The following is a 25,155-nucleotide window of genomic DNA, read 5'->3' on the forward strand; positions in this document are numbered from 1 at the left end:
GATGCAGGTCAAGGAAACCCAGAACGAAGGGCTCAAGCGCGGCTATACGTTCACTCTGCCGGCCGCCGAGCTTGCTGCCAAGGTCGATGAGAAGCTGAAAGAAGCGCAGCCCGAAGTCGAGATGAAGGGCTTCCGCAAAGGCAAAGTCCCGATGGCGCTGCTGAAAAAGCAATTCGGCCCGCGCGTTCTGGGCGACGCCATGCAGGAAGCCGTTGACGGTGCGCTGCGCGACCATCTGGAATCGACCGGCGACCGTCCGGCCGTCCAGCCGAAAATCGAGATGGAAAACGGCGAGAACTGGAAAGAGGGCGACGACGTTGTGGTCAACGTCGCTTACGAAGCTCTGCCGGCGATCCCGGAAACCGATCTGTCGGGCATCGAGATCGAGCGTCTGGTCGTGAAGGCCGAAGACAAAGCCGTTGACGAAGCGCTCGCGAATCTGGCCGAGAACGCCCAGAACTTCGAAGACCGTCGCAAAGGCTCGAAAGCTCAGAGCGGCGATCAGGTCGTGATCGACTTCAAAGGCATGGTTGACGGCGAAGCCTTCGAAGGCGGCACCGCAGAGAACTATCCGCTGGTTCTCGGCTCGGGCTCGTTCATCCCCGGCTTCGAAGATCAGCTGGTCGGCGCCAAAGCCGGTGAAAACGTCGATGTGAAGGTCACCTTCCCGGCGGAATACGGCGCGGCTCACCTTGCTGGCAAAGACGCGATCTTCGAGACGACCGTCAAGGAAGTCAAAGCCCCGAAGAAAGCCGAGATCGACGACGAGCTCGCCAAGAAATTCGGCGCCGAAGACCTCGCTTCGCTGAAAGCGCAGATCACCGAGCGTCTGGAAGCCGAATATCAGGGCGCCTCGCGTCAGGTTCTCAAGCGCGCGCTGCTCGACAAGCTCGACGGCCTCTACAGCTTCGACCTGCCGGAAGCTCTGGTCGAGATCGAATCCGGTCAGATTGCGCACCAGCTCTATCACGAAGAGCATCCGGATGATCACGGCCACAACCACGGCGAGATCGAGCCGACCGACGAGCACAAGAAGCTCGCCGAGCGTCGCGTCCGTCTGGGCCTCGTTCTGGCCGAAATCGGTCAGAAGGCCGAAGTGACTGTTTCGGATCAGGAAATGACGCAGGCGGTTCTCCGTCAGGCGCGTCAATACCCGGGTCAGGAACGTGCGTTCTTCGAGTTCATCCAGCAAAACCAGCAAGCGCAGCAGCAGCTGCGTGCGCCGATCTTCGAAGACAAGGTCATCGACCACATCGTCGAAGGTGCGAAAGTGACCGACAAAGAAGTCTCGAAAGAGGATCTGGAAAAGGCAGTCGAAGCTCTCGACGAGCTCTGATCCTTTCCACCGTTTCAGGAAAAGGCCGCCGCTTCAGGCGGCCTTTTTCATGTCGTCCTCGATGTCATCGCCGTTGAGGCTGTCGATCCGGCGCGAGAGCTCGGCATTGAACTCGGCGCCGATCATCACGATGATCGAGGCGATCCACAGCCACATCATCAGCACCACCACCGCGCCAAGCGAACCATAGGTCTCGCTGTAATGGGCGAGGTTCTGGACATACCAGCTGAACCCAACCGAAGCCGCAACCAGCAGCAAAGCGGCGGCAATCGTGCCAGGCAAGACGCGGTGGCGGGCGTTGTTCTGCTGATCTGGTCCCCAGTGATAAAGCGCCGCGATCGCCAATGTCAGAAGCGCGAACATCACCGGCCAGCGCGTCAGCGAGATCAGGCTTTCGATCTCGGGCGGGGCATGAAGCCAGGCGAGCGCAACCGGAATGACCGCGATCCCGGTCAGCAGCGCGATCAGCAGGAAGATGGCGCCGAAGGTAAAGCCAAGCCCGATCAGGTTCAGGCGAAAGAAGCTGCGGGTCTCGGTCTCATACCAGGCGAGGTTCAGCGTCTCGATCAGCGCCTTGATCCCGCCGGTCGCCGAATAGATCGCGACCAGCAATGAGACCGTCCCGGTCAGCGACAGGGTGAAAACCGGCGTCTGGGTGATATGGTTGATCTGCCCGGCGATGATCTGCACCACATCCGGCGGCAGCACCCGATCAAGCAGATTGAGATGATTCGCGATGGATTCGGGATCGGCGAAAAGCCCGTAGATCGAGACCAGCGTGGTGATCGCGGGAAAGAGCGCCAGCAGCGCGAAGAAGGTGACCCCGCCCGAGACCGACAGCACGCGGTCGCGCAGGAATTCGCGGTAGACACCTTTCAGCACCACGAACCAGTCGCGCCGGTCAAGCTGAAGGATCGAGCGAACCCTTGCGGTCGGCGGTGGCGGGCGCGCGGGGCCTTTGGGTGCGGCACGGCGCTTGTCGCGCCAGTCCGGCGGAAGCTCTCCGAAGAGAGCGTCACGCAGGCCGGGCTTTTCGGGGCGCGCAGGCGGCTGTGCGGTCTTCTTCATGGCCGGCGCGGATCAGAGGCGATGCTCGCGGCGATCGGTTTCCTTGGCGGCGCTGTCTTTCTGATCGGCGGCCTTCTCGGATGCTTTCTCGGCCGGTCTGTCGTCTTTCGACGCCATCACATCGCCCATCATGCCGCGGATCAGCTTGGCCGCAGTGCCGAATTCGCTGACCAGCCCCGCCGCTTGCGTGGCGACGGCGCGAAAGCCGGAAAAGGCTGCGCCGAAGGATCCCATCGCGGAATCGACCGAGCCACTCAGATGTCGGGTGTTGCGCTCGACCTCGCGCATGAAATCGGCACGACGACGGCGCGAGGGGCGCGGGCGGCCACGCTCTGCCTCAAGGGCGCGCTCGGCGGCTTCGGCGCGGGCCCGGGCGATGCGCAGCTCTTCCTCATATTCGCGCTGGCGGTTGCGGTTGCGCAGGGCGTCGCGTTCCGCCGGGCTAAGCTCGGCATAGCGCGGGGCAAGCGTCGCCATCCGCACCTCGTCGGGCCGTGCCGGATTGGGGCGGGGCGCGCGCGGCTGCGGCTTGTCCTCGCCGCGGATCATCTCGCCGACATGCCGCCCGGCGATCACCGCGCCTGCCGTCAGGGCGGCGGCGGCAATTCCCATGCCACCCCAAACCAGAAGCTTCGAGGTGGTCGAGGGCTGCGGCCAGATCCGGCTGCCGTCGGGCGAGACATCGCCGCTTGGCGGAATGCGGCGCGATTCATAGGGCGAACCAAAGGCGAAAGGCTCGTCTTGCGCCGGGCGGGAGCCGAGACGGGGCTCGCGGTCTTCTCCGGTGTCGGAGAGCAGACGGTCGGTCTCGCTGCGGTCGGTCATGGCATCCACTTTCGTCATCAGGGCTTTTGCCAATTCAACCCCATTCGACCGTGAATGTTCCAGCCCCTTCTGCGCAACGAGCACAACCGGGGCGCGCGACATCGGTTCGCGCAAAAAGAAACGCGCCCGAAAGGGGCGCGTTTCCAAAGGCTCAGGTCAAAAGACTTGGACCGGAACAGCTTGAGTCAGAAAGGCTCAGGCGTCGTCCGAACCGTCTTCGTCACGGCTTGCGCCGCCGATGTCGTCGAAGAGCTCGGCGATCTCGAAATCGGCTTCAGCATCAGCTTCGGCAGCGAGTTCCTGGATCGATTTGCCCGAAGCCTGCAGAACGGCTTCTTCAGCCGAACGCGCGACGTTCAGGTGGATCGTCGCATCGACTTCCGGGTGCAGGTGCACGCGGACGTCATGCAGACCGAGGTCCTTGATCGGGTTCAGCAGAACGACCTGACGGCGCTCGATCGAGAAGCCAGCAGCATTGGCCGCATCAGCGGCGTCGCGCGGCGTGACCGAACCATAGAGCGCACCAGCGTCCGAAGCCGAACGGATGATGACGAACTTCTGGCCGTCGAGTTTCTCGGCGACTTTCTGAGCTTCGGCGCGAGTCTCGTCGTTTTTCACGGCGAGTTCGGCTTTTTTCACTTCGAAAGCGTCGATGTTCGCTTGCGAGGCGCGGAGCGCTTTGCCCTGGGGAAGAAGGTAGTTGCGGGCATAGCCCTCTTTGACCTTCACGACTTCGCCCAGTTGGCCAAGCTTGGCCACGCGCTCGAGCAGGATGACTTGCATTGAGGTCTCTCCTTACTTCACAGCGTAGGGAAGCAGAGCGAGGAAGCGGGCGCGTTTGATCGCACGGGCCAGCTCACGCTGCTTCTTTGCCGAAACGGCGGTGATGCGCGACGGAACGATTTTGCCGCGCTCGGAGATGTAGCGCTGAAGAAGGCGCGTATCTTTGTAATCGATGGCCGGAGCATTCTCGCCCGAGAACGGGCAGACCTTGCGGCGGCGGAAGAAGGGTTTGTTCGCCATGGTGTGGGTCCTTTCCCGTCTCAGTTGCGGTCTTCGCGCTCGCGGCGTTCGCCACGATCTTCGCGATCACGACGCTCGCCACGATCACCGCGGTCGCCACGATCACGGCGGTCGCCACGATCACCACGCTCACGCTCGTCGCGTTTCTGCATCTGGATGGACGGGCCTTCCTGATGCGCGTCAACTTTGACGGTCAGAACGCGCATGACATCGTCGTGCAGACGGGCCAGACGCTCCATTTCCTGCACGGCGGCCGACGGTGCGTCGGTGCGCAGGAAGGCGTAGTGGCCTTTGCGGTTCTTGTTGATTTTATAGGCCAGAGCGCGGACGCCCCAGTATTCCGATTCGACCACTTTGCCGCCGTTATCGGCCAGCACGGTGGAGAAATGTTCGACCAGCCCTTCGGCCTGCGTGTTCGACAGGTCCTGGCGGGCGATCAGCACATGCTCGTAAAGCGGCATGTAGACCCCTCTTGGTTTCAGGTGGGCTTCATAGGCGGGTAATCCTTCCACGCCCCGCCACGAGAGGCTTCACCGGTTTCGCGATTGCGGAAGGATGCGGCTTTATAGCGGGAAAGTCCCGAAAGACAAGGCGTTTCTCCGTCAATTCGCCTTCACGGCAAAGTCAGGAAACCAAGGTTGGATGCGCGCGTTTGCCGACGTAGACCCTTCAGCGAGGTTCCGCCCTTTGACGAGGGCCGCGATGGCCAGGGGGAGCTGACAAGAATGTCCCGTCATAACATGAAGAGAGAGCATATGAAATCGACCCTGATCGCGCTGACCGCCGTCGCAAGCCTGATGGCGCTTCCGGTTCTTGCGGAGGAAGGAAGGCCCGTCGCTGGCACCTATAACTTCGACCCCGATCACAGCTCGGCCCGGTTTGAATATTCCCATATGGGCTTTTCGGAAAGCCATGGTGTCGTGCGCGGCATCACCGGCAAGATCACGCTCGACCCGGCAGAGCCCGCGAAATCGACCGTCGAGGCCAGCTTCCCGATCTCGAACATCCTCACCGTCTCGCCGCAGCTCGACGAGCATCTGCGCGGCAAGGATCTGTTCAACTCGGCCGATGGCAGCTCGATGGTCACCTTCAAATCGACCAAGGTCGAGCCCAAGGACGGCGACGAGGCGAAAGTCACCGGCGATCTGACCATGAACGGCGTCACCAAAGAGGTGGTGCTTGAGGTCGATCTGAAGAAAGCCGGCGCCAATCCGATGTCGGGCAAGCCCGCCGTTGGCTTTGACGCGGAAACCGAGATCAAACGCTCGGACTTCAATCTTGGCATCTTCGTTCCCGCGGTCAGCGACGAAGTCAAAATCGAGATTTCGGTCGAAGGCGCGAAAGCCGACTGATCCGCGAACAGGCCCGCGACCCCGAGCGGTCAGCGGGGGTGCGCAGAAAGAGGAAAGGAGCCCATTGGGCTCCTTTTGTCATGCACAACCGTTCATCTTCTGTCGCCCCTTCGGCAAAAAACCGAAACACTCGTTACCGCCCGCCTGAACTTGCTAAACTGACACTTTTCACCGCAACGGACCCCAACCCGCCGCAGCAGACCGGAAAACACCTGTGCCTCTGCGCGGGTTTGGTGACCGAAAACCCGGCCGCCTCATCGCGAGCTGCTGGTGTCGAGATAGCGGCGGAAGATTAACAATCCCTTTACCAAACCGCGCATTCCTGCCGGAAGTGAAGAAAAATCAACGCTTTCCGTGTGGGCTCGACGGCCAATGCATGTAGTCGCTCGGGCTGCGGTCGCGGTAATTGTGAAACATTGCCACATTCGACGCACCGCGATGAAAGACTTCCTTGCCCGGCGCGGGCGCTGCAGGTAATTCCGCCTTATGTTGCCTCAAGACAAACTCGCCCAGATCGTCCAGCGTTTCGAATATCTCGAAGCGCAGCTCAACGCCGGACCGGCTGCCGATCAGATCGCTGGGATCAGCCGGGAATATGCCGAGCTGAAGCCCGTCGTCGATCAGATCGCGCGCTGGCACGAGGCCGAGGCGGGGCTCGCCGAAGCGCAGGCGATGCTTGCCGATCCCGAGATGCGAGAGCTCGCGGAGGATGAGCTCGCGCGCCTCAAGGCCGAGTTGCCCGAGCTCGAACAGGCCCTGCGCATCGCACTTTTGCCGAAAGATGCCGCTGACGCCCGCCCGGCGATTCTCGAGATCCGCCCGGGCACCGGCGGCGATGAGGCCGCGCTCTTCGCGGGCGATCTGCTGAATATGTATCGCCGTTATGCCGAGGGGCAGGGCTGGACGTTCCAGCTGCTCGAGCTCAGCGAATCCGAGCTGGGCGGCGTCAAAGAGGCCATGGCGCGGATCGAGGGCGAGGGCGTCTTCGCGCGCCTCAAGTTTGAATCCGGCGTCCACCGCGTCCAACGCGTGCCGGAAACCGAATCGGGCGGGCGCATCCACACCTCAGCGGCGACTGTTGCCGTGCTGCCCGAGGCGGAAGAGGTCGATATCGACATTCCGGCAAATGACATCCGCATCGACACGATGCGCGCCTCGGGGGCGGGGGGCCAGCACGTCAACACCACCGATTCGGCGGTGCGCATCACCCATTTGCCGACTGGGATCGTCGTCACCTCTTCGGAAAAATCGCAGCATCAGAACCGCGCCAATGCCATGGCCGTGCTGCGCGCCCGGCTTTACGATCTCGAACGTTCGCGCGCCGATGCTGAACGCGCGGCGAATCGCAAATCGCAGGTCGGTTCGGGCGATCGCAGCGAGCGCATCCGCACCTATAACTTCCCGCAAGGCCGGATGACCGATCACCGCATCAACCTGACGCTCTATGCGCTCGACCGGATCATGCAGGGCGATGTTGGCGAAGTGCTCGATGCGCTGATCGCCTATGATCAGGCCGCGCGTCTGGCTGACGCGGAATGACCGCTTCTGCCCAATCTGGCGCCGAACTTCTGCGCGCGGCTGCGTTGCGGCTGACTGATGCCGGGGTCGAGGGGGCCGAGCGTGATGCCCAGATCCTCTTTCTTCATGCGCTCGGCCTGCCGCGTCATCGGCTGAACGAGGCTTTGACCACGCCGCCCGAGCCAGAGGCCGCCGCCCGGTTCGAGGCAGCGATTGCCGCCCGCACAGCCCGCCAGCCGGTCAGCCAGATCACCGGACGCCGCGCCTTCTGGATGCATGATTTCGAGGTCACGCGCGACACGCTCGACCCGCGCGCCGAAACCGAATTGCTGGTCGAAACGGGCCTCGAAGCGCCCTTCCTGCGCGTGCTCGATATGGGCACCGGCACCGGCGCGATCCTGCTGTCGCTGCTTGCCGAGCGTCCCGGCGCCACCGGGATTGGCAGCGATATCTCTGACGCAGCCCTTGCGGTCGCACGTCGCAATGCCGCCCGGATCGGGACCGCTGTCGCGGGCCGCGCCGAATTCATCCTCTCGGATTGGTATGAGGCGATCCCGGGTCAGTTCGACCTCATCGTCTCGAACCCACCCTATATCGCGCTGGCCGAGATGCCGGGCCTCTCGCCCGAGGTGCGCGACTGGGAGCCCTGGGGCGCGTTGACCGATCACGGCGATGGTTTGACCGCCTATCGCCGGATCGCGGAAGGTGCCGCCGCGCGGCTGGCGCCGGGCGGTCGGATCGCGGTCGAAATCGGTTATGAGCAAGGCCCGGCGGTGGCTGCGCTCTTTGCGGAAGCAGGATTCGGCCATGTCGAGATCCGGCAAGATCTCGGCCAGCGCGATCGCGTCATATTGGCGCATATTTGATCCAGATTCCGCGGATTTGACGAATTTTGCGCAGTTTGCCCTTGTCAGGCTCATGGTGGCGTGCTTATTCAATTCTTGTGACAAGGGCAAAGAGAGCCCGCGCACGGGTCAGCCGTTTCAGCTTTATACTTTCAAGCTTTCGGGCCATGCCGTCCCGCTTTCGGGTTCAGGTGGCTTTCGCAGACCCCAACCTCAGCCGGTGATTTGCCGGGCAACCTGACAAAAACTGATGAGATCATCCAAATCCCGTTCGCGTAACAAGTCGAACCGCCAACGCACGTTGGGCAATATTGTCAATCGTGTCTTTGATTCCTCGGGTCCCGAGGGCAAAGTGCGGGGAACTCCGCAACAAATTATCGAGAAATACCTGACGCTTGCTCGCGATGCGCAGCTTTCGAACGATCGCGTTGCTGAACAAAGCTTCCTGCAACATGCCGAGCATTACACCCGCCTTCTGGGCGAGGCGCAGCGCGAAATGGCAGAACGCCAGCAGCAATATTCCGGTCAACGCGACGACGACAACCGTGAAGACGGCAATGAGGGCGCGGGGCAGGGCGGCAATGGACGTCCCTATCGCGACGACCAGCCGCGCGATGATCGCAACCGCGACAATCGTGCTCGGGATGACCGTGCCCGGGATGATCGCTCTCGCGACGATCGCCCCCGTGACGAGCGTGCCCGCGATGATCGTCCGCGTGAGGACCGCCCCCGCGAAGATCGGGCGCGCGAGTCGCGTGAAGATCGTCCGCGTGACGAACAGCGCCCGCGCGAAGACCGCCGCCAGCCCCGAGAGGTCGTTGTCGCACAAGCGCCGGTGACGCCCGAGGTGACGGCGCTTGAGGAAGCGCAATCCGTTGTTGCTCATTCGGTTGTCGCCGAAGCTGCGGAAGATGCAGGCCTGCCGCTTGCCATTGGCAGCGAAAGCGGCCCGGTCGAGACCCCCGAGACCGTCGCTGAGGTCAAGGAAGACGAGCGTCCGGCGCAACGCCGCCGCGCTCCGCGTGCGCCCGCCGCACCGCGCACCACGGCTCCGCGTGCCGCTGCACCCCGCAGCCGCAAGAAAGCCGAGCCCGCCGCTGAAACCTCGCAAGAGGAAGTCGGCGAAGGCAACGGCCAGTAAGCCTTGTAATCCGGCCTAGCGCGGCGCTTCGGCGACCGCGCGGGCCAAAGCGCAGAACTGCTCAAGGCCGATTTCCTCGGCCCGTGATGTCGGCGCGATCCCCGCCTCTTCCAGCAGACGTTCGATCTCGGGGTGAATGCCCTTGAGCGAGGCGCGAAGCATCTTGCGCCGCTGGTTGAAGCCCGCGGCGACAACACGGCTGAGAACCTTCGCGTCCGCCGGATAGCGCGGCGCGTCCAGCGCGGTCAGATGAACCACAGCAGAATGGATCTTGGGTGCGGGCACGAAAGCCTCGGGCGGCAGCGTCATCACGATCTTCGCATCCGCCCGCCATTGCGCCAGCACCGCCAGCCGGCCATAGGCCTTGCTGCCCGGCAGCGCCACGATGCGCTCGGCCACTTCTTTTTGGAACATCAGCGTCAGCGATTGCCAGAACGGCGGCCAGTCCTTCGGCGTCAGCCAACGGATCAAAAGCTCTGTGCCGACATTATACGGCAGGTTGGCGACAATGCGGATCGGCGCCTGAACATGGGCCAGAGGGTCGATCTCGAGCGCGTCGCCCTCGATCACCTCAAGCCGCCCCGGATAGGCCGCCGCGATCTCGGCCAAAGCGGGCAGGGCGCGTGCGTCTTTCTCGATCGCGAGCACCTTGCGCGCACCCTCGGCCAAAAGCCCGCGCGTCAAACCGCCCGGCCCGGGGCCAACCTCGATCACATCGGAGCCGGAGAGATCCCCCGCCGCCCGCGCAATCTTGGCGGTGAGGTTGAGATCGAGCAGGAAGTTCTGACCAAGCTGCTTTTTCGCACGCAGATCATGGCGCGCGATAACATCGCGCAAAGGCGGCAGACCGTCGATCGCGCTCATCGGCAGGTCGCAAACTGGCGGAGCGGATGGGACGCGCAGCCGGGGGTTTTGCACCCCCGGAACCCCCGCAGGATATTTGAACATGAAAGACGGGTCATCTGCGCGAAGCCATTTCAGAAGCAAGTTTCAGAGCAGCAATGGTGCTTGCCGGATCGGCAATGCCTTTGCCTGCGATATCAAAGGCCGTGCCATGATCCGGCGAGGTGCGGATGAAAGGCAGGCCAAGCGTCACATTGACGCCGCCCGAGAAGTCGAGAGTCTTGATCGGGATGAGCGCCTGGTCATGATAGGCGCAGATGGCCGCATCATAGCCCGCACGGGCGGGGGCGTGGAACATCGTATCGGCAGGAAGCGGGCCGCGAAGTGCGAGCCCTTCTTCGCTCAGCCGAGCGATGAGCGCTCGCATCCACTCGTCCTCTTCATGCCCCATCACGCCATGTTCCCCCGCATGGGGATTAAGCCCGGCGATTGCGAGGCGTGGGTGGGCAATGCCGAAATCTCGTGACATCGCCGCGGCGGTAATCCGGATGCAGCGCTCGATAAGGTCGGGCGTTAGCGCGGTTGGCACCTCGCGAAGCGCAAGGTGGATGGTTGCGGGGACAACCCGGCACGGCGGGGAGACCGTCGTCGAGGCAAGCATCATGACGACATCAACATCTCCGGCCAGATGGGCGAGATATTCGGTATGGCCGGGGAAGGGGAATGCCGCGCCTGCTTTCAGGGCCTGTTTGTTGATCGGCAAGGTGCAGATGCCACTGGCTTCGCCTGATATGGCGAGAGCGACGGCACGCGCAATCACATCGATCACGCCCTGAGCGTTTCGCGGATCGGGTTGGCCGGGCAGGCGCGGTGCGGGGAAATCGTGGCGCAGAACCGGCAGCACACCCGCCTCAACCGGATCAGAGAGGTGTTCGACCTCTTGCCAGATGGTGTCTGCGGGCAAATGCGCGGGGTCGCCCAGATAGACATAGGGGATCCCCGCGCTCAGGGCTTTCGGCGCTAGCTCGGGACCGATCCCGGCAGGCTCGCCGCAGGTCAGGATGATGGGCTTCATCTTGAGCTCAGCTCGATCCATCTTTGTCTTTCATGTCGAAATATCCCGGGGTCCGGGGCAGAGCCCCGGTCTGGGCAGGTCTGGGCAGCTCAAGGACGCCGGATGATCGCATCGGCGCGCAGCTCGGCCATGAAGGCGTCGGCTGCGGCGGAAACCTTGCGGTTAAAGACCTCATCGCGCACCTGTTCGCGCGAGGGCGTCGCATCCTCGGGCGGCGTTGCGGGCAAGGCGCCGTCCTCTTTCTTCGGCTGGATCAGCGGCACGGCGGGCTGGTTTTCCTCGGCGGCGAGAAGCGCCGGGGTGCGTTTACACAGCATGACGATGTCGCCGCCGAAGACGGTGGCTTCGTTCTCGTCAAGCGTGGCGAGAACGAGCCCGGTATCCGCCGGGATCTGGCCCAGATCGGCGGTCTGCTCGATCAGCCGATCCGCCGGAAGCGGGCGGGCGACCGCATAGAGATCCGAGCAATTGCGCAGGGTTGCCGCCACGCGTCTGGCCTCGGACATATCGCCGAGACGCAGGCGCAGATATTGCAGCTGCTGATCCTTGGCTCCGGCGCGCACCGTGCCCCGGGTGTCGCGAAGATAGAAGAGAACCACGGCGCCCTGCACCGACAAGGGCGCGCTGACCTGACCCGGATGCATCGACAGGATGATGGGGCGCAGAGAGGGCGGCAGGTGCGACAGCGAGGTCCAGGGCAGGCGACCGCCGTTCTCGGCCGAGCGCGTTGCCGAATGCTGGCGTGCCGCGGCGGCGAAATCACCTTCCGAATGGATCGAGGCAGCCAGACGCTCGACCTCGGCATGGACCCGATCTTCCTGACCTTCGGGGGCAGGGACAATCATCTCGGACAAGAGCACATCCTGGACCTTCGGCGTCGAGATGACCTTGGTGAATTCCTGATTGATCTCGGCATCCGAGACCCGCACCATCGGCACGACGCGTGCGCGCACGACATCGCGCCAGACCAGACCCGCCGTCACGAAATCGCGAAAGATCTGGGGATCGACGCCGTTCTGGCCGAGAAGCTGAATGAACTGCTCGCTCGAAAGACCGCCGCGTGAGGCGAATTCGGTTTCGGCGGTCTGGATCTGCGCGGGGGTCGCGACGATATCCATCTGCTTGGCCGCGATGATGCGCAACCGATCCTCGATCAGCGCCTTTTCCGCCCCGGCGCGGTTGGCGTCGGGGGCGCGCAAAAGCTCCATGAACTTCAGGCGTTGGTCGATGTCGAACTGGGTGATGACGCCTTCGTTGACATAGACCACCGGCCGGAACGGGTTAGACTGCGCAAAAACCGGGACGGTTCCGCTCAGAACCGCTGCCATTGCAACACCAAGAATTACTCGCCGCATCGCGTTCCTCTGAGCATGTTTGGCCGGACCTTAGCGCAGGCAGGCGCGCCGCGCCACCGTTCCCCGACCTTCTTTCTGTTTGCCGAACCCGCCAAGGCGGATACCGAGATCGAATGTCGTTTCCGGTTTGAGGTCGCCCGACGAGGTGAAGCGCCGCTCGAGCCCCATTTCCATGGTCACGCATTCATTGCGGTATTCCAGCCCGAAGGCGGCCTTCTGGGCGCGGTCGGCGGTGAAATCATAGCGGGTTTCCGTGGTCGCCCACCAGCCGTCACGGACCTGCCAGCCCGCAGTGGCGGTCAATTCCGAGACATCGCGTAGCCGGTCCTCGTTCGGATCGGCGTTCATCCACAGATAACCGGCCGAGAGTTGCAGTCCGGGCTTCAGCCAGCCCAGTCGCAGCTCGTTGCGGCTGATCGAGAAGGAATCGTCGAAAAGCGCGCGGTTGGCGATCGCCAGCCCGTCATTGCTGCTGTAATGCGCAGCCAGCAGCCAGTCGGATTGCTTGCCGCCCAAGGGCCCCGAGCCGTAGAAAGCGGGGTCCGGATCGGTGCGGAAGACGCGACCGCCGGTCAAGGCAATCGACCAGCCCGCCGGATCGATCCGCGTCCAGGTCATCCCGGCATTCACCCGAAGCCCGCTTTCGCGCTGATCCCAGCCCGGAAAGCGGTCGAGCGAGAAGAGGTTGCCCTCGTCGAATTCGATCAGATAGCTGTCCTCATTCGGAACGTCGCGGCTCCAATCACGTTTGGGCGACCAGACGACTTGCAGCACCGGCTCGAGGATATGGGTGACGGCTCCGGCCGAGCGCATCAGCGGCCAGCGCAGCTCGCCCGCGAGGATCGGATCGATTCGCGCGAACCAGTTGTCATACCGGCTGTCCTGCGAGATGTGGTAAAGATCGGCGTCGATCTCGGTCTGAAGCGCGCCGACGAAGCCATAGGGCAGGATCTCGCTGCGGCGCCAGTCGAAGTTCACCGAGCTGCGGGCCATGTCGCGGCCGAAGGCATCCGCTTTCGAGGACCGGCGATGGCCGTGCAGCGACCATTCCAGCCCGGCCTCGCCGCCGATCCAGCCACCCGGACGCCAGCGCCGCATCCAGATCGCATCGGCGACCAGCGAGGGGGTGAAGCTGTCGATCTCATCCGAGCGCAGGGATTCGTAATTGCCGATCCGGGCATAGACCAGCTTGTCGCGCTGGATCCGGTCAAGGGTCACACCGCTCCAGAGCCGGTCGGCGTCGGTGATGTCGTAATCGAGCAGATAGTTGCGGTCGGTCGCGGTCTGGACCTGCACGCCCAGACGATAGCCGCGCGGCAGGGAAAACTGCGCCGCGCCGAACAGATAGCCGCGCGTGGTGCCGGGGTCGATGTCATCGCGGGTGATGCCGCCGTTGATCTCCATCGCGCCATTGGTGAAGGCTTGGCGATAGCGCAGCTCGAGCGTGCGGGTGCGGCTGACCGAGACATAGGGCGTGACCGTGACATCGGCATGATCGCCGAGCGTCACGAAATAGGGAAACTTCATCCCGAAGCCCAGCTGCGAGGTGGTGCGGATCAGTGGGCGCAAAAAGCCGCTCATGCGTTCGACCGTCGGATCGGGCGCGGTCAGCGAGGGCAGCGCGCCGACCGGAATGCCAAAGGCGCGAAACTGCGGCTGGTCGAAATGCAGCGTATGCTTTTCCGCGTCATGGGTGATTGCGCGGGCGCGGATTTCCCACAAAGGCGTCGGATTGGCGGCGCAGATCTGGCAGCTTGACGCCACGACCCGGTCCATCGTGGTGAAGCGGCCTTCGCCGGTGCGGCGGATCTCGCGGGCGGCAAGCTGCATCTCGCGCGCCAGAACCAGACGTGCGCCGCGCAGGATGCCGTCCTTCATATTGCGGTCGAGCTGAGCGGAATCGGCGATGACGATGGTTTCGTCATCCGTGCCGGTCTTGCCGGGCTCGGTCAGATGGATCGGACCGGCGATGGTGACCGTGCCGTTCTGGCTGTCATAGATCACCTGAGAGGCAATCAGTCGCGTGCCCTTGTACCAGACCACGACCCCGCCCGAGGCGGTCAGCGTCTTTTCGCCCGACAGCGCGACATTATCGGCCAGAACGGTTGCGGCGTCGCCCTGCGTGTTGGTCGGGCCGCCGAAGGTGATGCTGTGATTGCGCGGCGCGCGTGCGACCGAGGGCAGGCTCGAGGCATCGGTGCCGTCGCCAACGCGCTTGTCGCTCGACGGGGTTTCCGTCGGCGCGAGCGCGGGCCCGTGCGAGCTGCCCAGCTGAACCGGCGGCGGCGGATAATAGGGGCTGTCGTCTTGCGCGAAAGCCGGAAGCGGCAGAAGCACTGAAAGCAGCAGGGCCGTTTTGCCCAACCGTCCTGCTTTGCCCGTTCTTGCCGCCGACATCAGCCGTCCTCCAATTGTAGTAATGCGCCGAGCGCAAGGAAAAGCGCAGCGAGCGGGGGCGCCCATCCTGCCACAATGGGCGGAATCGAGCCGCTGTCGCCTAGCACTTGCGCTAGATTACGCAAGAAGAACAGACCGACGCCGCAAGCGAAAGCGCCGAGAACCAGCAGCCCCATTTTCCTTCCGCGCATGTGGCGCATGGTGAACACTGCCGCAATCGCGACCATGGCCGCCATCAGCAGCGGACGCGCCAGCTCGACCTGGAACCAGACCTTGTGTCGCTGCGCAGAAAATCCTGCGCGCTCAAGGCCTTGAATGAATTCCGGCAATTGCCAGAACGGCACCGAATCGGGCTGGCCAAAGCCGTCGCGGATGCGGTCGGCGGTCAGATCGGTCGGAATTTCGTAGGTGGCGAAGGTCTGGGCCTCGGTTTCGGGGTTGCTTGCGGTCAGCGGCCAGCCCTTGCTGTCGCGCAAATGCCACGCGCCATTTTCCAGACGCGCTTCGGCTGCGTCGATGCGTCCGGTCGGGCCCTGTTCCGGCGTGAAGAGCATGAAGGTCGCGTGATAAAGCGTCGTGGCATCGGGGCTCGCGCGGTTGGCGCGGATCACGACCTGACCCATTTCGGATTTGCCGTTGTTCTGCTCGGCCGGAACCCGCAGGCCCTGCCGCAGCCAGACCACGGAATTATCAAGGCTGATCGCCTCGCCGCTTTTGGATTGGATGCGCGCGACCATGGCATCATATTGTTTTTCCGTGGCTGCGACCATCGGATTGAGCAAACCGACGCTGAGACATCCGACCAGCGCCGCCGTGATCGCGGGCGCGGCCAGAACCCTGAGGCCCGAGCGGCCCGAGGCGCGGATCGCCACGAGCTCCGAGCTGCGCGACAGGTTCAGGAAAAGCGCGATCCCCGCCAGCACCGTGATCAGCGGCAGGATCGAATAGAAGCTGCTGGTGATGTTCAGAGCGGCCAATTGCGCCGCCCGGGTCAGGCCGATTCCCGCATCCGAAAAACGGCGCGATTGCTCGACCATCTCGATCAGGAAGAGAATCGCCAGAAAGATTGCGGCGATGATCAGCAAGAGCCGCAGGAAGCGGCGTCCGACATAGGCCGAGAGAATCATGCGCTCTCTCCTTTCCGGATGCATTTGGGGCGTGCGGCAAGCCAAAGCGCGACAAGACAGATCGCCGCACCGACCAGCGCCGGGACCCAGACCAGCGGCCATTTCGAGGCGTCGCGCTCGACCTGGCTGGTCAAGGCGGTGTCGAGGAATTGGACGAAGATCAGCGCCATCACCGACCAGATCAACTGCTTCCAGACGCCGAAGCGGCTGAAGTTGCCCAAGAGCAGCATGGCAAAGCCGAGCATGGCGGTGACGGGCGACAGGAAGGGCTTGGCCAGCCGCTCGAACGCCTCGGCGCGGGCCTTGTCATAGGTCGAGCCGGTCGCCTGCAACAGCTCGGGCGAGGGCCAGAACAGCGCGGGCGTCGAATAGGTGCGCAGATCGCGACTTTTGGTTTTCGCAGGCCCCAGCACCGCGCCGAGGTCATAGGTCATATCGGTGAAGCGGGTCAGCGACAGGCTTTGGCGGCCATTGGTCTGGCGCAGCGTCTGGACCGAGCCCTGAACCATCAAAAGCTTCGGCCCGGTGTCTGAGCGGATCAGGTAAGCCTCTGATGCGGAATAGGTCTTTTCGTTCTTGAGATCGCGCGAATCCTGAAAGAACAGATCCTTCATGCGGCCATCATTGGCGATGTCGCGGATATAAAGCGTCAGCCCATCGGCCGGAAACTGGAAGACGCCGGGGCGCAGGAATTGCGCGGTGACGTTCTCGGCCAGCTCTTGTTGGCGGTCGGCCATGCGGGCGCGGGCGGCGGGCACCAGCCCATGGACCAGCACCGCCGACATGATCGCCACCAGAAAACCATAGACCAGCACCGGACGCGCCAGCCGCCAGGGCGACATGCCCGCGGCCTGCATCGCGACCAGCTCGGATTCCGAAGACAGCCGGTTCGTGCCATAGGCCGAGGCCGCAAAGGCCGCGATCGGCAGGACGACCGAGATGACCAAGGGCAGGGTGAGCGCGGTGAATTCGACCACGACCATCGCGGTCTGCCCGTCCGAGATCAGCTGTTCAAACAGGGAAACCGCGCGGTTGATCCAATAGACCGAAACCAGCACGAGGGCGAAGAACCCGAAGAGGGTCAGGAACTGAGACAGGATATATCGGTCAATGCGCGCCATGTTTCCCTGCTCATTCGTCCCTGCTGGATGGTCCCTGCCGGTCTCGTGGCGCCTGATTAACGCCTCTGCTTGATTTGGAAAAGTCCCGGCTCTGGTCAAGACGGGACGAGGTGACTAGGTTTCCTCCAAATTGGCAATTCTTTCCGAACAGGCAATGCGCATGACAAGTCCCGTCGAAATTTCCTTCACCGCAACCGAGATCACCGGCCTTTCCGGGCGTGAGGGCCGCATCGCGGTGCTGATCGGTGACAGCGGCAAGCTGCCGGCCGGTCTGCCGCGCTCGACCCGCGAGGCGGCGCAGCGCGCGCTTGATTCGGCGGGCTGGGCGGCGGTGAAGCCGGGCGGCGCGCTGGAGCTTGCCTATCCCGCCGGGCTTCAGGCATCGGCGCTGCAACTGATCTCGCTGCCGCGTCGCGCGACGGTTGCCGAGGCGCGCAAGGCCGGTGCGGCGATCGGCGCCAAGCTCGGGAAGGGCGAGACCACGGTTCTGGCAGATCGCCACAGCCTCGCCGCCGAAGTGGCGCTGGGGCTGGCGCTGCGGGCCTATGATTTCGATGTCTACAAGACCCGCAAAGCCGACGAGGCCGAGACCGCTGAAGACGGTGGCGAGGAATCCGGCAGCGAAAAGCGTGCGCATGTCACCTTCATGGCTGCCGAGCCCGAGGCACTTGCCCGGAAGGCCGAGCTCGGTGCCGCGATTGCGGAAGGCGTGTTCTTTACCCGGGATCTGACCAACGAGCCCTCGAACGTCCTGACGACCTCGGATTTCGCCGACCGTCTGCTGGCGATGCAGGAAATCGGCATCGAGGTCGAAGTGCTCGACGAGCCCGAACTGGCCAAGCTCGGAATGCGCGCGCTTCTGGGCGTCGGGCAGGGCTCGGAAAGCCCGTCGAAAGTCGTGGTGATGCGCTGGAACGGCGGCGGCGAGGAAGCGCCGCTTGCGCTGGTCGGCAAGGGCGTCGTCTTCGACACCGGCGGGATCTCGATCAAGCCCGCGGCGGGCATGGAAGAGATGACCATGGACATGGGCGGCGCGGCGGTTGTGGCCGGGGTCATGCGCGTGCTCGCGCTGCGCCGCGCCAAGGCCAATGTCGTCGGTCTGGTCGGACTGGTCGAGAACATGCCCGACGGCAAGGCGCAGCGTCCGGGCGATATCGTGAAGTCGATGAAGGGCGACACGATCGAGATCATCAACACCGATGCCGAGGGTCGTTTGGTGCTGGCGGACGTGCTTTGGTATGCGCAAGAGCGCTTCAAGCCGAGCACGGTCATCGACCTTGCCACCCTGACCGGCGCGGTTCTGGTGGCGCTCGGTTATGAAAACGCCGGGATTTTCACCAATGACGATGCGCTGTCGGATGCGGTGACGAAAGCCGCGCGGGCGGAAGGCGAGGGCGTGTGGCGCCTGCCGCTGGCACCCGCTTACGACAAGATCATCGATTCGCGGCTGGCCGATGTGAAGAACTCGGGCGGGCGCTATGCGGGCTCGATCACGGCGGCGCAGTTCCTGCAGCGCTTCATCAAGAAAGAGCAATCCTGGATGCATATCGACATCGCCGGTGTCGCTTTGCCGCCGGGGGGAACCACGCTTTCGCCCAAGGGTGCGTCGGGCTGGGGGGTGATGACGCTCGATCGTCTGATCCGCGACCGCTACGAAGTGAAATAATCCATGGGCGCCGCGCTTTTCTACCATCTCACGCGCTCGGCCCCCGAGGTGCTTTTGCCGGTTCTGATCGGCAAAAGCCTTCATGCGGGCTGGCGGGTCGAGCTGCGCGGCGCGCATCTTCCGGCGCTGGAACGGCTGGACGAGAGCCTCTGGCTCGGCGATGGGTTTCTGCCGCATGGGCTGGCGGGCGGCCCGCATGATTCGCTGCAGCCTGTGCTTCTGACTTTGGTCGGGCAGGGGGCGACCAACAACCCCTCCTGCCTGATTACGCTTCATGGTGCCGAGGTCGCGGCCGAGGACTGCGCGCCGTTGGAACGCACTCTGATCCTCTTTGACGGCAATGATCCCGAGGCGCTTGAGCGCGCCCGCGCGCAGTGGCGCCTGCTGACCAAAGCCGGGGTTTCCGCGGAATATTGGAGCGAGGCCAGCGGAAAATGGGAGCGCAAGCAGTAGCTTAGCGTTCGAGCAGCAGCTTGTCGCCCTCGATCGAGACCCGCGCGAAGCGGCTGAGATAGTTCATCCCCAGCAGCGATTGATCCATCTCGCCGTCGATCACCACGGCCGGGACCTTGTGGTCCTCGATCTCGCCGATGCGAATCTCTTGGATCACCACGGGCGCGGTATTGACCGTGCCATTCGCGGTCCGCGCCTGCGAGATGAAGGCGAGATTCGCCGTGTCGATGCCGATTTTCGCCGCGTCCTTTTTCGTGAGCGCGATGGTCGTCGCGCCGGTATCGACCACGAAATCGATGGAGGTGCCGTCAAGCTGGGCGCGCAGATAATAGTGGCCGTCATCGCTGACCGGGATCTCGATGCCGCCGCCCTCAAGGATCTGCTGGCGTGGCGCGACGACGCCGGAAATATCCTTCCACAATCCCGCAACCGCAACGGTTCCCGCGAAAATCAGGCCCCAGGCCGCAACCTGACGCAAAGTCTGGCCGGGGCGTGCGCGCAATTCGACGATCAGGAAACCGCCGATCGCAACCAGCAGAAGGGCAAGATAGGCAAGGCGCGGCAGGTCGTCTAACATCGGCTTTTCCGGCTCAGAGGGCGCGCCGACCGGTCCGCCAGCGCGCCAACGCGCCCAGATCTTGGGCGCAGCATCACGCGTTTGGGGGTTTCGATCATCGCATCAACCACCTATATGCTAGGGCACCTGTTCTATCGCAAGGGTCAGGCCGGCCCTGCAACGGAGGCATAACATGCACGCACCTTCACCCATCGCCCTACTTCTGATTGCAATCGTGGTGCTGGTCCTTTTCGGCCGCGGCAAGGTCTCGAACCTGATGGGCGAGGTCGGCAAAGGCATCACCGCCTTCAAAAAAGGCGTCAAAGAAGGCACCGAGGAAATCGAGAGCGCCAAGGCCGACGAGGTCAACAGCCAAAGCGATATCGAGAAAGCCCGTGCCGAGATCGCCGCCGAACGTGCCAAGCTCGAAGCCGAGCGCGCACGCCTGGCAAGCGATGGCGCCATGCGCGACGTCACGCCGCAAGACCAGAACAAGCTCTGAACCTGATCGGGCGCCGCAATGTTTGATGTTGGCTGGAGCGAGCTGCTGCTCATCGGCGTCGTCGCTCTGATCGTTATCGGACCCGAGGATCTGCCCAAGCTCTTCCGGACCTTGGGCCGGATTTCCGCGCGAGCGCGCGGGATGGCGCGCGAATTCTCCTCGGCGATGGAGGATGCCGCGAAAAGCTCGGGGCTCGATGAGGCAGCGAAGACGCTCAAGGATGTGAACTCCCTGACCTCGAAGCGGGCGCTCGGGCTGGATGCGCTGGATCGCGCCGCCGATAAATTCGAAAAATGGGATCCGCTGACGCCTAAGGACGAGGCCGCACGCGGCTCGCTTGTGCCCGATCCCTCGTCGCCGCAACCGCCGTCATCATCGTCGTCGTCGCAGCCGACCCAAAGCTCGGCTCTGCCCGCGCCACCGTCCGTGGCCGCCGCTACGCCGGCGCCTGCCTTTGCGCCCGAAGACATCACGCCTCCTGCGCAAGACGCTCCGAGCCGTCGCCGCCTTCATGCGGTGCGCCGTGCCGATCTGGATGGCACCACCGAGAAGAAAGGCGACTGAGTGGCGTCCAATTCTGCCAAACCCGAGGATATCGACGACAGCTCTGCGCCGTTGATGGAGCATCTCAAAGAGCTGCGCACCCGGCTGATCTGGTCGGTGCTGGCCTTTGTGATCGCGATGATCCTGTGCTATTTCGTCTGGAATCCGATCTTTGACTTCCTGACCAAGCCGATCTGCTATGCGCTGGAAAAGCGCAATCAGGCCTGTGGGCTGGTGCTTTTGAAGCTTCAGGAAGGCTTCTTCGTCGCCATGCGGATCGCCTTCTTTGGCGGCTTCATTCTGGCGTTCCCTGTGGTCGGCTATCAGCTGTGGCGCTTTATCGCGCCCGGGCTTTACCGCAGCGAAAAGAATGCGCTTCTGCCCTTCCTGATTGCCTCGCCGGTCATGTTCCTGCTGGGTGCGTCCTTCGCCTATTACGTCATTCTGCCCTGGGCCTTCGACTTCTTCCTTGGCTTCCAGCAGGGCCCCCATGCGCTGCCGGATGCGACAGTGGCGGCGGCTGATGCGGCGCGCCATGCTGGCAATACCGCAAGCGGCGGCGTCGGAGTCGCGGTCGAAAATCCTTGGGCGGGCATCGTCTTTCAGGGTTCGGTCGAGGAATATCTGACGCTGACCACCAAGTTCATCCTGGCCTTCGGGATTTCGTTCCAGCTGCCGGTCGCGCTGACGCTGATGGGCAAGGCGGGGCTGGTCTCTGCCGAGGGGCTCGCGTCGGTCCGCCGTTACGCGATCATCGCGATCCTCATTCTCGCGGCGATGGTGACACCGCCTGACGTGATTTCGCAGGTCGTGCTCTTTGCGGTCATCTACGGCCTCTATGAGATCTCGATTTTCCTCGTGCGCCGGATCGAGCGCAAACGTGATGCCGAGGATGGCGAACAAGAGAGCTGAGCTGAGCGGATCTGAGATGAGTGAAATCGATACCCCGACCCTGACCCGGATTGCCGAAGCGCTGGAGCGGATGTCTCCGCCGACACATGGCGAACCCAGTTTCACCGAGGCCACGGCCTATATCTGGCAGGTCGATCCCGATCATCTGCTGCCGGTGCCTTCGGTCAGCCGGGTCGATCTGGTCCAGCTCATCGGCATCGACCGGGCGCGCGACACTTTGATGCAGAACACGCTGCAATTCGCGCGCGGGTTTGCGGCGAACAACGCGCTGCTCTGGGGCTCGCGCGGGATGGGGAAAAGCTCGCTGGTGAAGGCCGCTCATGCCGAGGCGGTGGCGCAGGGGCTGCCGCTCGTGCTGGTCGAGATTGCGCGAGAGGATCTGGGCTCGGTTGGGCGTCTGCTCGCGGTTCTGGGTCGCCACCCGGAAAAACGCTTCATCCTCTTCTCGGATGACCTGTCGTTCAGCCATGATGACACCCAGTATAAATCGCTCAAAGCCGTGCTCGACGGCGGTCTGGCCGGGCGGCCCGAGAATGTGATTCTCTATGCCACCTCGAACCGCCGCCACCTGATGCCGCGCGACATGATCGACAATGAGCGTTCGACCGCGATCAATCCCGGCGAAGCGGTCGAGGAAAAGGTCTCGCTCTCGGATCGCTTCGGGCTGTGGCTGGGCTTCCATCCCTGTTCGCAAGACGATTATCTGGCGATGATCGACGGCTATTGCACCGCCTATGGTCTGCGCCCCGATGCCGCGACCCTGCGGGCCGAGGCCATCGAATGGCAGGCCACGCGTGGGTCGCGCTCTGGGCGAGTCGCTTGGCAGTTCTTCACCGATCTGGCCGGACGGCACGGAATCACGGTCTAAGGCCCAAGCGGTCCGCGCGGCGGCGATCTGCCGCAGGGGCGAGATGCAAAAAAATCTGGACGGGCGGGTAGGGAACTACCTGCCCTTTTTTATGGCACCTTCCCCACCCTGACCTGAAGATTCCGTGGAAAGGGCGCCGTGGATTCTGCGGAAAATTTAGCCAATTTCGCTGGAAAATCCCGCGTGTGGGCAAAATTCTTGCGATAATTGAGCGATTGCTCGATTTTGGCGCGGTGCCACTGGACGGCCGCGAAAGATTGTTGCCAACTCGCCGAGCGCTTGCGTAGTCTCAAAGAGCGGAAACGATAACCACAACAGGGAGCCCGCATTGACGACGCCGATTCAGGACGACGCCTTCGTCGTGTTCGACCATGTCCAGAAAAGCTACGATGGCCAGACGCTGGTTGTGAAAGACCTGAACCTGACCATTGGTCAGGGGGAATTTCTGACCATGCTCGGGCCCTCGGGTTCGGGCAAAACCACCTGCCTGATGATGCTCGCGGGGTTCGAGACGGCGACCCATGGCGAAATCCGGCTCGACGGCAAGAACATCAATGATGTGCCGCCGCACAAGCGCGGCATCGGCATGGTTTTCCAAAACTACGCGCTCTTTCCCCATATGACCGTTGGCGAGAACCTCGCCTTCCCGCTGGAAGTGCGCGGCATGGGCAAGTCCGAGCGTGAGGACCGCATCACCCGCGCCCTCGACATGGTCCAGATGGGCAAGTTCCGCAACCGCCGCCCGGCCCAGCTTTCGGGTGGCCAGCAGCAGCGGATTGCTTTGGCTCGGGCCTTGGTCTTTGACCCGAAGCTCGTGCTGATGGACGAGCCACTGGGCGCGCTCGACAAACAGTTGCGCGAACATATGCAGTTCGAAATCAAGGCCTTGCACGACCGTCTTGGCATTACGGTCGTCTATGTGACCCATGATCAGGGCGAGGCTTTGACCATGTCGGACCGCATTGCCGTTTTCAACGATGGTCGCATTCAGCAGCTCGCGCCGCCTGCCGTTCTTTACGAAAAGCCGGAAAACAGCTTCGTCGCGGGCTTTATCGGCGAGAATAACGCGCTCGCCGGCACGATCGAAAAGCTGAACGGCGAACATGCTCTGGTGCGGCTGAGCAATGGCGAGCTGATCGATGCAACGGCGGTCAATCTGCGCGAAAGCGGTCAGAAAACCACGGTCTCGATCCGGCCCGAGCGGGTCGAGTTCAAGCCTGAAATGATGCCCCCCGGCGCCCATACGATCGAAGCGGAGGTTCGTGACGTGGTCTATATGGGGGACATTTTGCGCACGCGTCTGCGCGTCGCGGGATCCGAGGATTTCGTGATGAAAAGCCGCAATACCCTGGGCCAGACCCGTCTGGCGCCGGGCCAAAAGATCCGGATTGGCTGGCACCCGCAGGATGCGCGGGCGCTCGATACCGTCTGAGACATTGTTAACTAGGGAGAGAGACTTGAAAAAACTGCTTATCCTGACGTCGGCCCTCGTGGTCGTCGGCGCAGCCGCCCAGGCCGAAGAGATGAACCTGCTGTCCTGGGGCGGGGCCTATGGCAACAGCCATGTTCAGGCCTATGTCAAACCCTTCGAGGCCGAATCGGGGATCAAGGTCAAGGTCAGCGATGCCGACAACCCGGCAACGCCGCTGAAAGCGCAGGTCGAGGCCGGAAACGTCACCACCGATGTCGCCTCGGTCGAATATGCCGATGCCGTGCGCCTGTGCGACGAGGGTCTGCTGGAAACCATCGACCCGGCGATTCTGGTCGCGGCCGAAGACGGCACGCCCGCCGCCGATGACTTCATCCCCGGCGCGGTCACCGATTGCTTCGTCGGCACCGATGTCTATTCGATGGCGCTCGCCTATGATGAGTCCAAATTCCCCGATGCCAAGCCTGCGGGCCCGGCCGATTTCTTCGACACCGCCAAATTCCCCGGCAAGCGCACCATGCGCAAAGGCGCGAAATTCAACCTCGAATTCGCGCTGATGGCGGACGGTGTTCCGGCGGCAGATGTCTATAAGACGCTTGGCACGCCCGAGGGCGTCGATCGCGCCTTCAAGAAGCTCGATACGATCAAGAAGGACGTGATCTGGTGGGAAGCGGGCGCGCAGCCGCCGCAGCTTCTGGCCGATGGCGAGGTCACCATGGCCTATGCGTTCAACGGCCGGATCTTCACCGCAGCGCAGGAAGAGAAGAAGCCCTTCAAGATCGTCTGGGACGGTCAGGTCTATGAGATGGAGGGCTGGGTCGTGCCGAAAGGCGCGAAAAATCAGGACGCTGCGAAGAAGTTCATCGCCTTCTCGACCGCGCCGAAGCAGCAGGCCCGCGCCGCTGAATTCATCAGCTACGGCCCGCCGCGCAAATCGGCTGCCGCCATCGTCGGCAATCTCGAAGGCACCGATGTTGCCATGCAGCCGAACCTGCCGACGACTGCGGCCAATATGACCAATGCGCTTGGCTCGAACCTCGATTTCTGGGTCGATCATGACGGCGAGCTGAACGAGCGTTTCAGCTCCTGGCTCGCCCAGTAAGCGAGACATGGCCGTCCCTTCACCGGGGCGGCCGTTCTTTCCTTCGGAGGGAAAACCCTCCGCAAAAGGCGGGCAAACCGCCGCGACCGGAGCGGGTG

At 63.2% G+C, this 25,155-nt stretch carries 24 protein-coding genes and 1 pseudogene; 13 read left to right on the forward strand and 12 right to left on the reverse strand.

Going from position 1 to position 25,155, the window contains the following annotated elements; genetic code table 11:
* Position 1 precedes the first annotated feature (1 nt).
* Positions 2–1,336 carry a trigger factor gene (tig, locus tag JCM7686_RS03400; RefSeq protein ID WP_020949468.1) on the forward strand — a complete coding sequence of 445 codons (1,335 nt, stop codon included), beginning with the start codon at positions 2–4 and terminating at the stop codon, positions 1,334–1,336.
* Positions 1,337–1,369: 33 nt separating this feature from the next.
* On the opposite strand, the gene JCM7686_RS03405 is transcribed toward tig, so the two are convergent.
* The 5 genes from JCM7686_RS03405 to rpsF all read right to left on the reverse strand — a co-directional run bounded on the left by JCM7686_RS03405 (position 1,370) and on the right by rpsF (position 4,713).
* Positions 1,370–2,404 (reverse strand): YihY/virulence factor BrkB family protein, encoded by a 1,035-nt coding sequence (locus JCM7686_RS03405; RefSeq protein WP_020949469.1) that lies wholly within the window; start codon positions 2,402–2,404, stop codon positions 1,370–1,372.
* A 12-nt stretch (positions 2,405–2,416) separates the two neighbouring features.
* On the reverse strand, positions 2,417–3,247 hold the full coding sequence (locus JCM7686_RS03410; RefSeq protein ID WP_148292568.1) for a hypothetical protein: 831 nt from the start codon (positions 3,245–3,247) through the stop codon (positions 2,417–2,419).
* Between the two features lie 177 nt (positions 3,248–3,424).
* The gene (rplI, locus tag JCM7686_RS03415) at positions 3,425–4,012 is read right to left on the reverse strand and encodes a 50S ribosomal protein L9 (protein ID WP_020949471.1); all 588 of its coding nucleotides are present in this window, start codon (positions 4,010–4,012) and stop codon (positions 3,425–3,427) included.
* A gap of 12 nt (positions 4,013–4,024) precedes the next feature.
* Positions 4,025–4,252 carry a 30S ribosomal protein S18 gene (rpsR, locus tag JCM7686_RS03420; protein WP_020949472.1) on the reverse strand — a complete coding sequence of 76 codons (228 nt, stop codon included), beginning with the start codon at positions 4,250–4,252 and terminating at the stop codon, positions 4,025–4,027.
* 20 nt (positions 4,253–4,272) lie between these two features.
* Positions 4,273–4,713 carry a 30S ribosomal protein S6 gene (gene rpsF, locus JCM7686_RS03425; RefSeq protein ID WP_020949473.1) on the reverse strand — a complete coding sequence of 147 codons (441 nt, stop codon included), beginning with the start codon at positions 4,711–4,713 and terminating at the stop codon, positions 4,273–4,275.
* A gap of 294 nt (positions 4,714–5,007) precedes the next feature.
* Here rpsF and JCM7686_RS03430 point away from each other — a divergent pair, with 294 nt between their 5' ends.
* From JCM7686_RS03430 to JCM7686_RS03445, 4 genes are all read left to right on the forward strand, one after another.
* Positions 5,008–5,604: a YceI family protein gene (locus tag JCM7686_RS03430; protein WP_041527093.1), complete on the forward strand. Its 597-nt coding sequence runs from the start codon at positions 5,008–5,010 to the stop codon at positions 5,602–5,604.
* Between the two features lie 486 nt (positions 5,605–6,090).
* Positions 6,091–7,143 carry a peptide chain release factor 1 gene (gene prfA / locus JCM7686_RS03435; protein ID WP_020949475.1) on the forward strand — a complete coding sequence of 351 codons (1,053 nt, stop codon included), beginning with the start codon at positions 6,091–6,093 and terminating at the stop codon, positions 7,141–7,143.
* Positions 7,140–7,988, forward strand: a complete 849-nt coding sequence (prmC, locus tag JCM7686_RS03440; protein ID WP_020949476.1) for a peptide chain release factor N(5)-glutamine methyltransferase — start codon at positions 7,140–7,142, stop codon at positions 7,986–7,988. The genes prfA and prmC overlap by 4 nt, the downstream gene beginning before the upstream one ends.
* Positions 7,989–8,217: 229 nt before the next feature.
* The gene (locus JCM7686_RS03445; protein ID WP_020949477.1) at positions 8,218–9,108 is read left to right on the forward strand and encodes a DUF4167 domain-containing protein; all 891 of its coding nucleotides are present in this window, start codon (positions 8,218–8,220) and stop codon (positions 9,106–9,108) included.
* A 15-nt stretch (positions 9,109–9,123) separates the two neighbouring features.
* On the opposite strand, the gene rsmA is transcribed toward JCM7686_RS03445, so the two are convergent.
* The 6 genes from rsmA to lptF all read right to left on the reverse strand — a co-directional run bounded on the left by rsmA (position 9,124) and on the right by lptF (position 17,026).
* Positions 9,124–9,972 (reverse strand): 16S rRNA (adenine(1518)-N(6)/adenine(1519)-N(6))-dimethyltransferase RsmA, encoded by an 849-nt coding sequence (rsmA, locus tag JCM7686_RS03450; RefSeq protein WP_020949478.1) that lies wholly within the window; start codon positions 9,970–9,972, stop codon positions 9,124–9,126.
* Positions 9,973–10,066: 94 nt separating this feature from the next.
* The gene (gene pdxA, locus JCM7686_RS03455) at positions 10,067–11,026 is read right to left on the reverse strand and encodes a 4-hydroxythreonine-4-phosphate dehydrogenase PdxA (RefSeq protein WP_236635867.1); all 960 of its coding nucleotides are present in this window, start codon (positions 11,024–11,026) and stop codon (positions 10,067–10,069) included.
* An 89-nt stretch (positions 11,027–11,115) separates the two neighbouring features.
* The gene (locus JCM7686_RS03460) at positions 11,116–12,381 is read right to left on the reverse strand and encodes a peptidylprolyl isomerase (protein ID WP_020949480.1); all 1,266 of its coding nucleotides are present in this window, start codon (positions 12,379–12,381) and stop codon (positions 11,116–11,118) included.
* 30 nt (positions 12,382–12,411) lie between these two features.
* On the reverse strand, positions 12,412–14,778 hold the full coding sequence (locus tag JCM7686_RS03465) for an LPS-assembly protein LptD (RefSeq protein ID WP_020949481.1): 2,367 nt from the start codon (positions 14,776–14,778) through the stop codon (positions 12,412–12,414).
* Positions 14,778–15,905, reverse strand: a complete 1,128-nt coding sequence (lptG, locus tag JCM7686_RS03470) for an LPS export ABC transporter permease LptG (RefSeq protein ID WP_020949482.1) — start codon at positions 15,903–15,905, stop codon at positions 14,778–14,780. Before lptG ends, JCM7686_RS03465 begins: the two co-directional genes overlap by 1 nt.
* Positions 15,902–17,026 (reverse strand): LPS export ABC transporter permease LptF, encoded by a 1,125-nt coding sequence (gene lptF, locus JCM7686_RS03475; RefSeq protein ID WP_020949483.1) that lies wholly within the window; start codon positions 17,024–17,026, stop codon positions 15,902–15,904. Before lptF ends, lptG begins: the two co-directional genes overlap by 4 nt.
* Before the next feature lie 160 nt (positions 17,027–17,186).
* Between lptF and JCM7686_RS03480 the strand changes: the two genes are divergently transcribed.
* On the forward strand, positions 17,187–18,692 hold the full coding sequence (locus tag JCM7686_RS03480; RefSeq protein WP_041527561.1) for a leucyl aminopeptidase: 1,506 nt from the start codon (positions 17,187–17,189) through the stop codon (positions 18,690–18,692).
* A 3-nt stretch (positions 18,693–18,695) separates the two neighbouring features.
* Entirely contained in the window at positions 18,696–19,145 is a 450-nt protein-coding gene (locus JCM7686_RS03485; RefSeq protein WP_020949485.1) for a DNA polymerase III subunit chi, read from the forward strand.
* 1 nt (position 19,146) lies between these two features.
* On the opposite strand, the gene JCM7686_RS03490 is transcribed toward JCM7686_RS03485, so the two are convergent.
* On the reverse strand, positions 19,147–19,722 hold the full coding sequence (locus JCM7686_RS03490) for a retropepsin-like aspartic protease family protein (protein ID WP_020949486.1): 576 nt from the start codon (positions 19,720–19,722) through the stop codon (positions 19,147–19,149).
* Between the two features lie 172 nt (positions 19,723–19,894).
* On the opposite strand from JCM7686_RS03490, the pseudogene tatA reads away from it, so the two are divergent.
* The 6 genes and pseudogenes from tatA to JCM7686_RS03520 all read left to right on the forward strand — a co-directional run.
* A pseudogene (tatA, locus tag JCM7686_RS25100) lies at positions 19,895–20,092 on the forward strand (twin-arginine translocase TatA/TatE family subunit); the annotation flags it as partial.
* Between the two features lie 129 nt (positions 20,093–20,221).
* A complete protein-coding gene (gene tatB, locus JCM7686_RS03500) occupies positions 20,222–20,767 on the forward strand; it encodes a Sec-independent protein translocase protein TatB (RefSeq protein ID WP_020949488.1) in 546 nt (181 codons plus the stop codon).
* A 54-nt stretch (positions 20,768–20,821) separates the two neighbouring features.
* Positions 20,822–21,658: a twin-arginine translocase subunit TatC gene (gene tatC, locus JCM7686_RS03505; RefSeq protein WP_051201614.1), complete on the forward strand. Its 837-nt coding sequence runs from the start codon at positions 20,822–20,824 to the stop codon at positions 21,656–21,658.
* A gap of 16 nt (positions 21,659–21,674) precedes the next feature.
* Positions 21,675–22,526, forward strand: a complete 852-nt coding sequence (locus JCM7686_RS03510; protein WP_041527094.1) for an ATP-binding protein — start codon at positions 21,675–21,677, stop codon at positions 22,524–22,526.
* Positions 22,527–22,854: 328 nt separating this feature from the next.
* A complete protein-coding gene (locus JCM7686_RS03515; protein WP_020949491.1) occupies positions 22,855–23,958 on the forward strand; it encodes an ABC transporter ATP-binding protein in 1,104 nt (367 codons plus the stop codon).
* A complete protein-coding gene (locus JCM7686_RS03520) occupies positions 23,933–25,057 on the forward strand; it encodes an ABC transporter substrate-binding protein (RefSeq protein WP_020949492.1) in 1,125 nt (374 codons plus the stop codon). Before JCM7686_RS03515 ends, JCM7686_RS03520 begins: the two co-directional genes overlap by 26 nt.
* The last annotated feature ends 98 nt before the right edge of the window (positions 25,058–25,155 follow it).

This window comes from Paracoccus aminophilus JCM 7686, from assembly GCF_000444995.1.
Taxonomy (GTDB): Bacteria; Pseudomonadota; Alphaproteobacteria; order Rhodobacterales; family Rhodobacteraceae; genus Paracoccus; species Paracoccus aminophilus.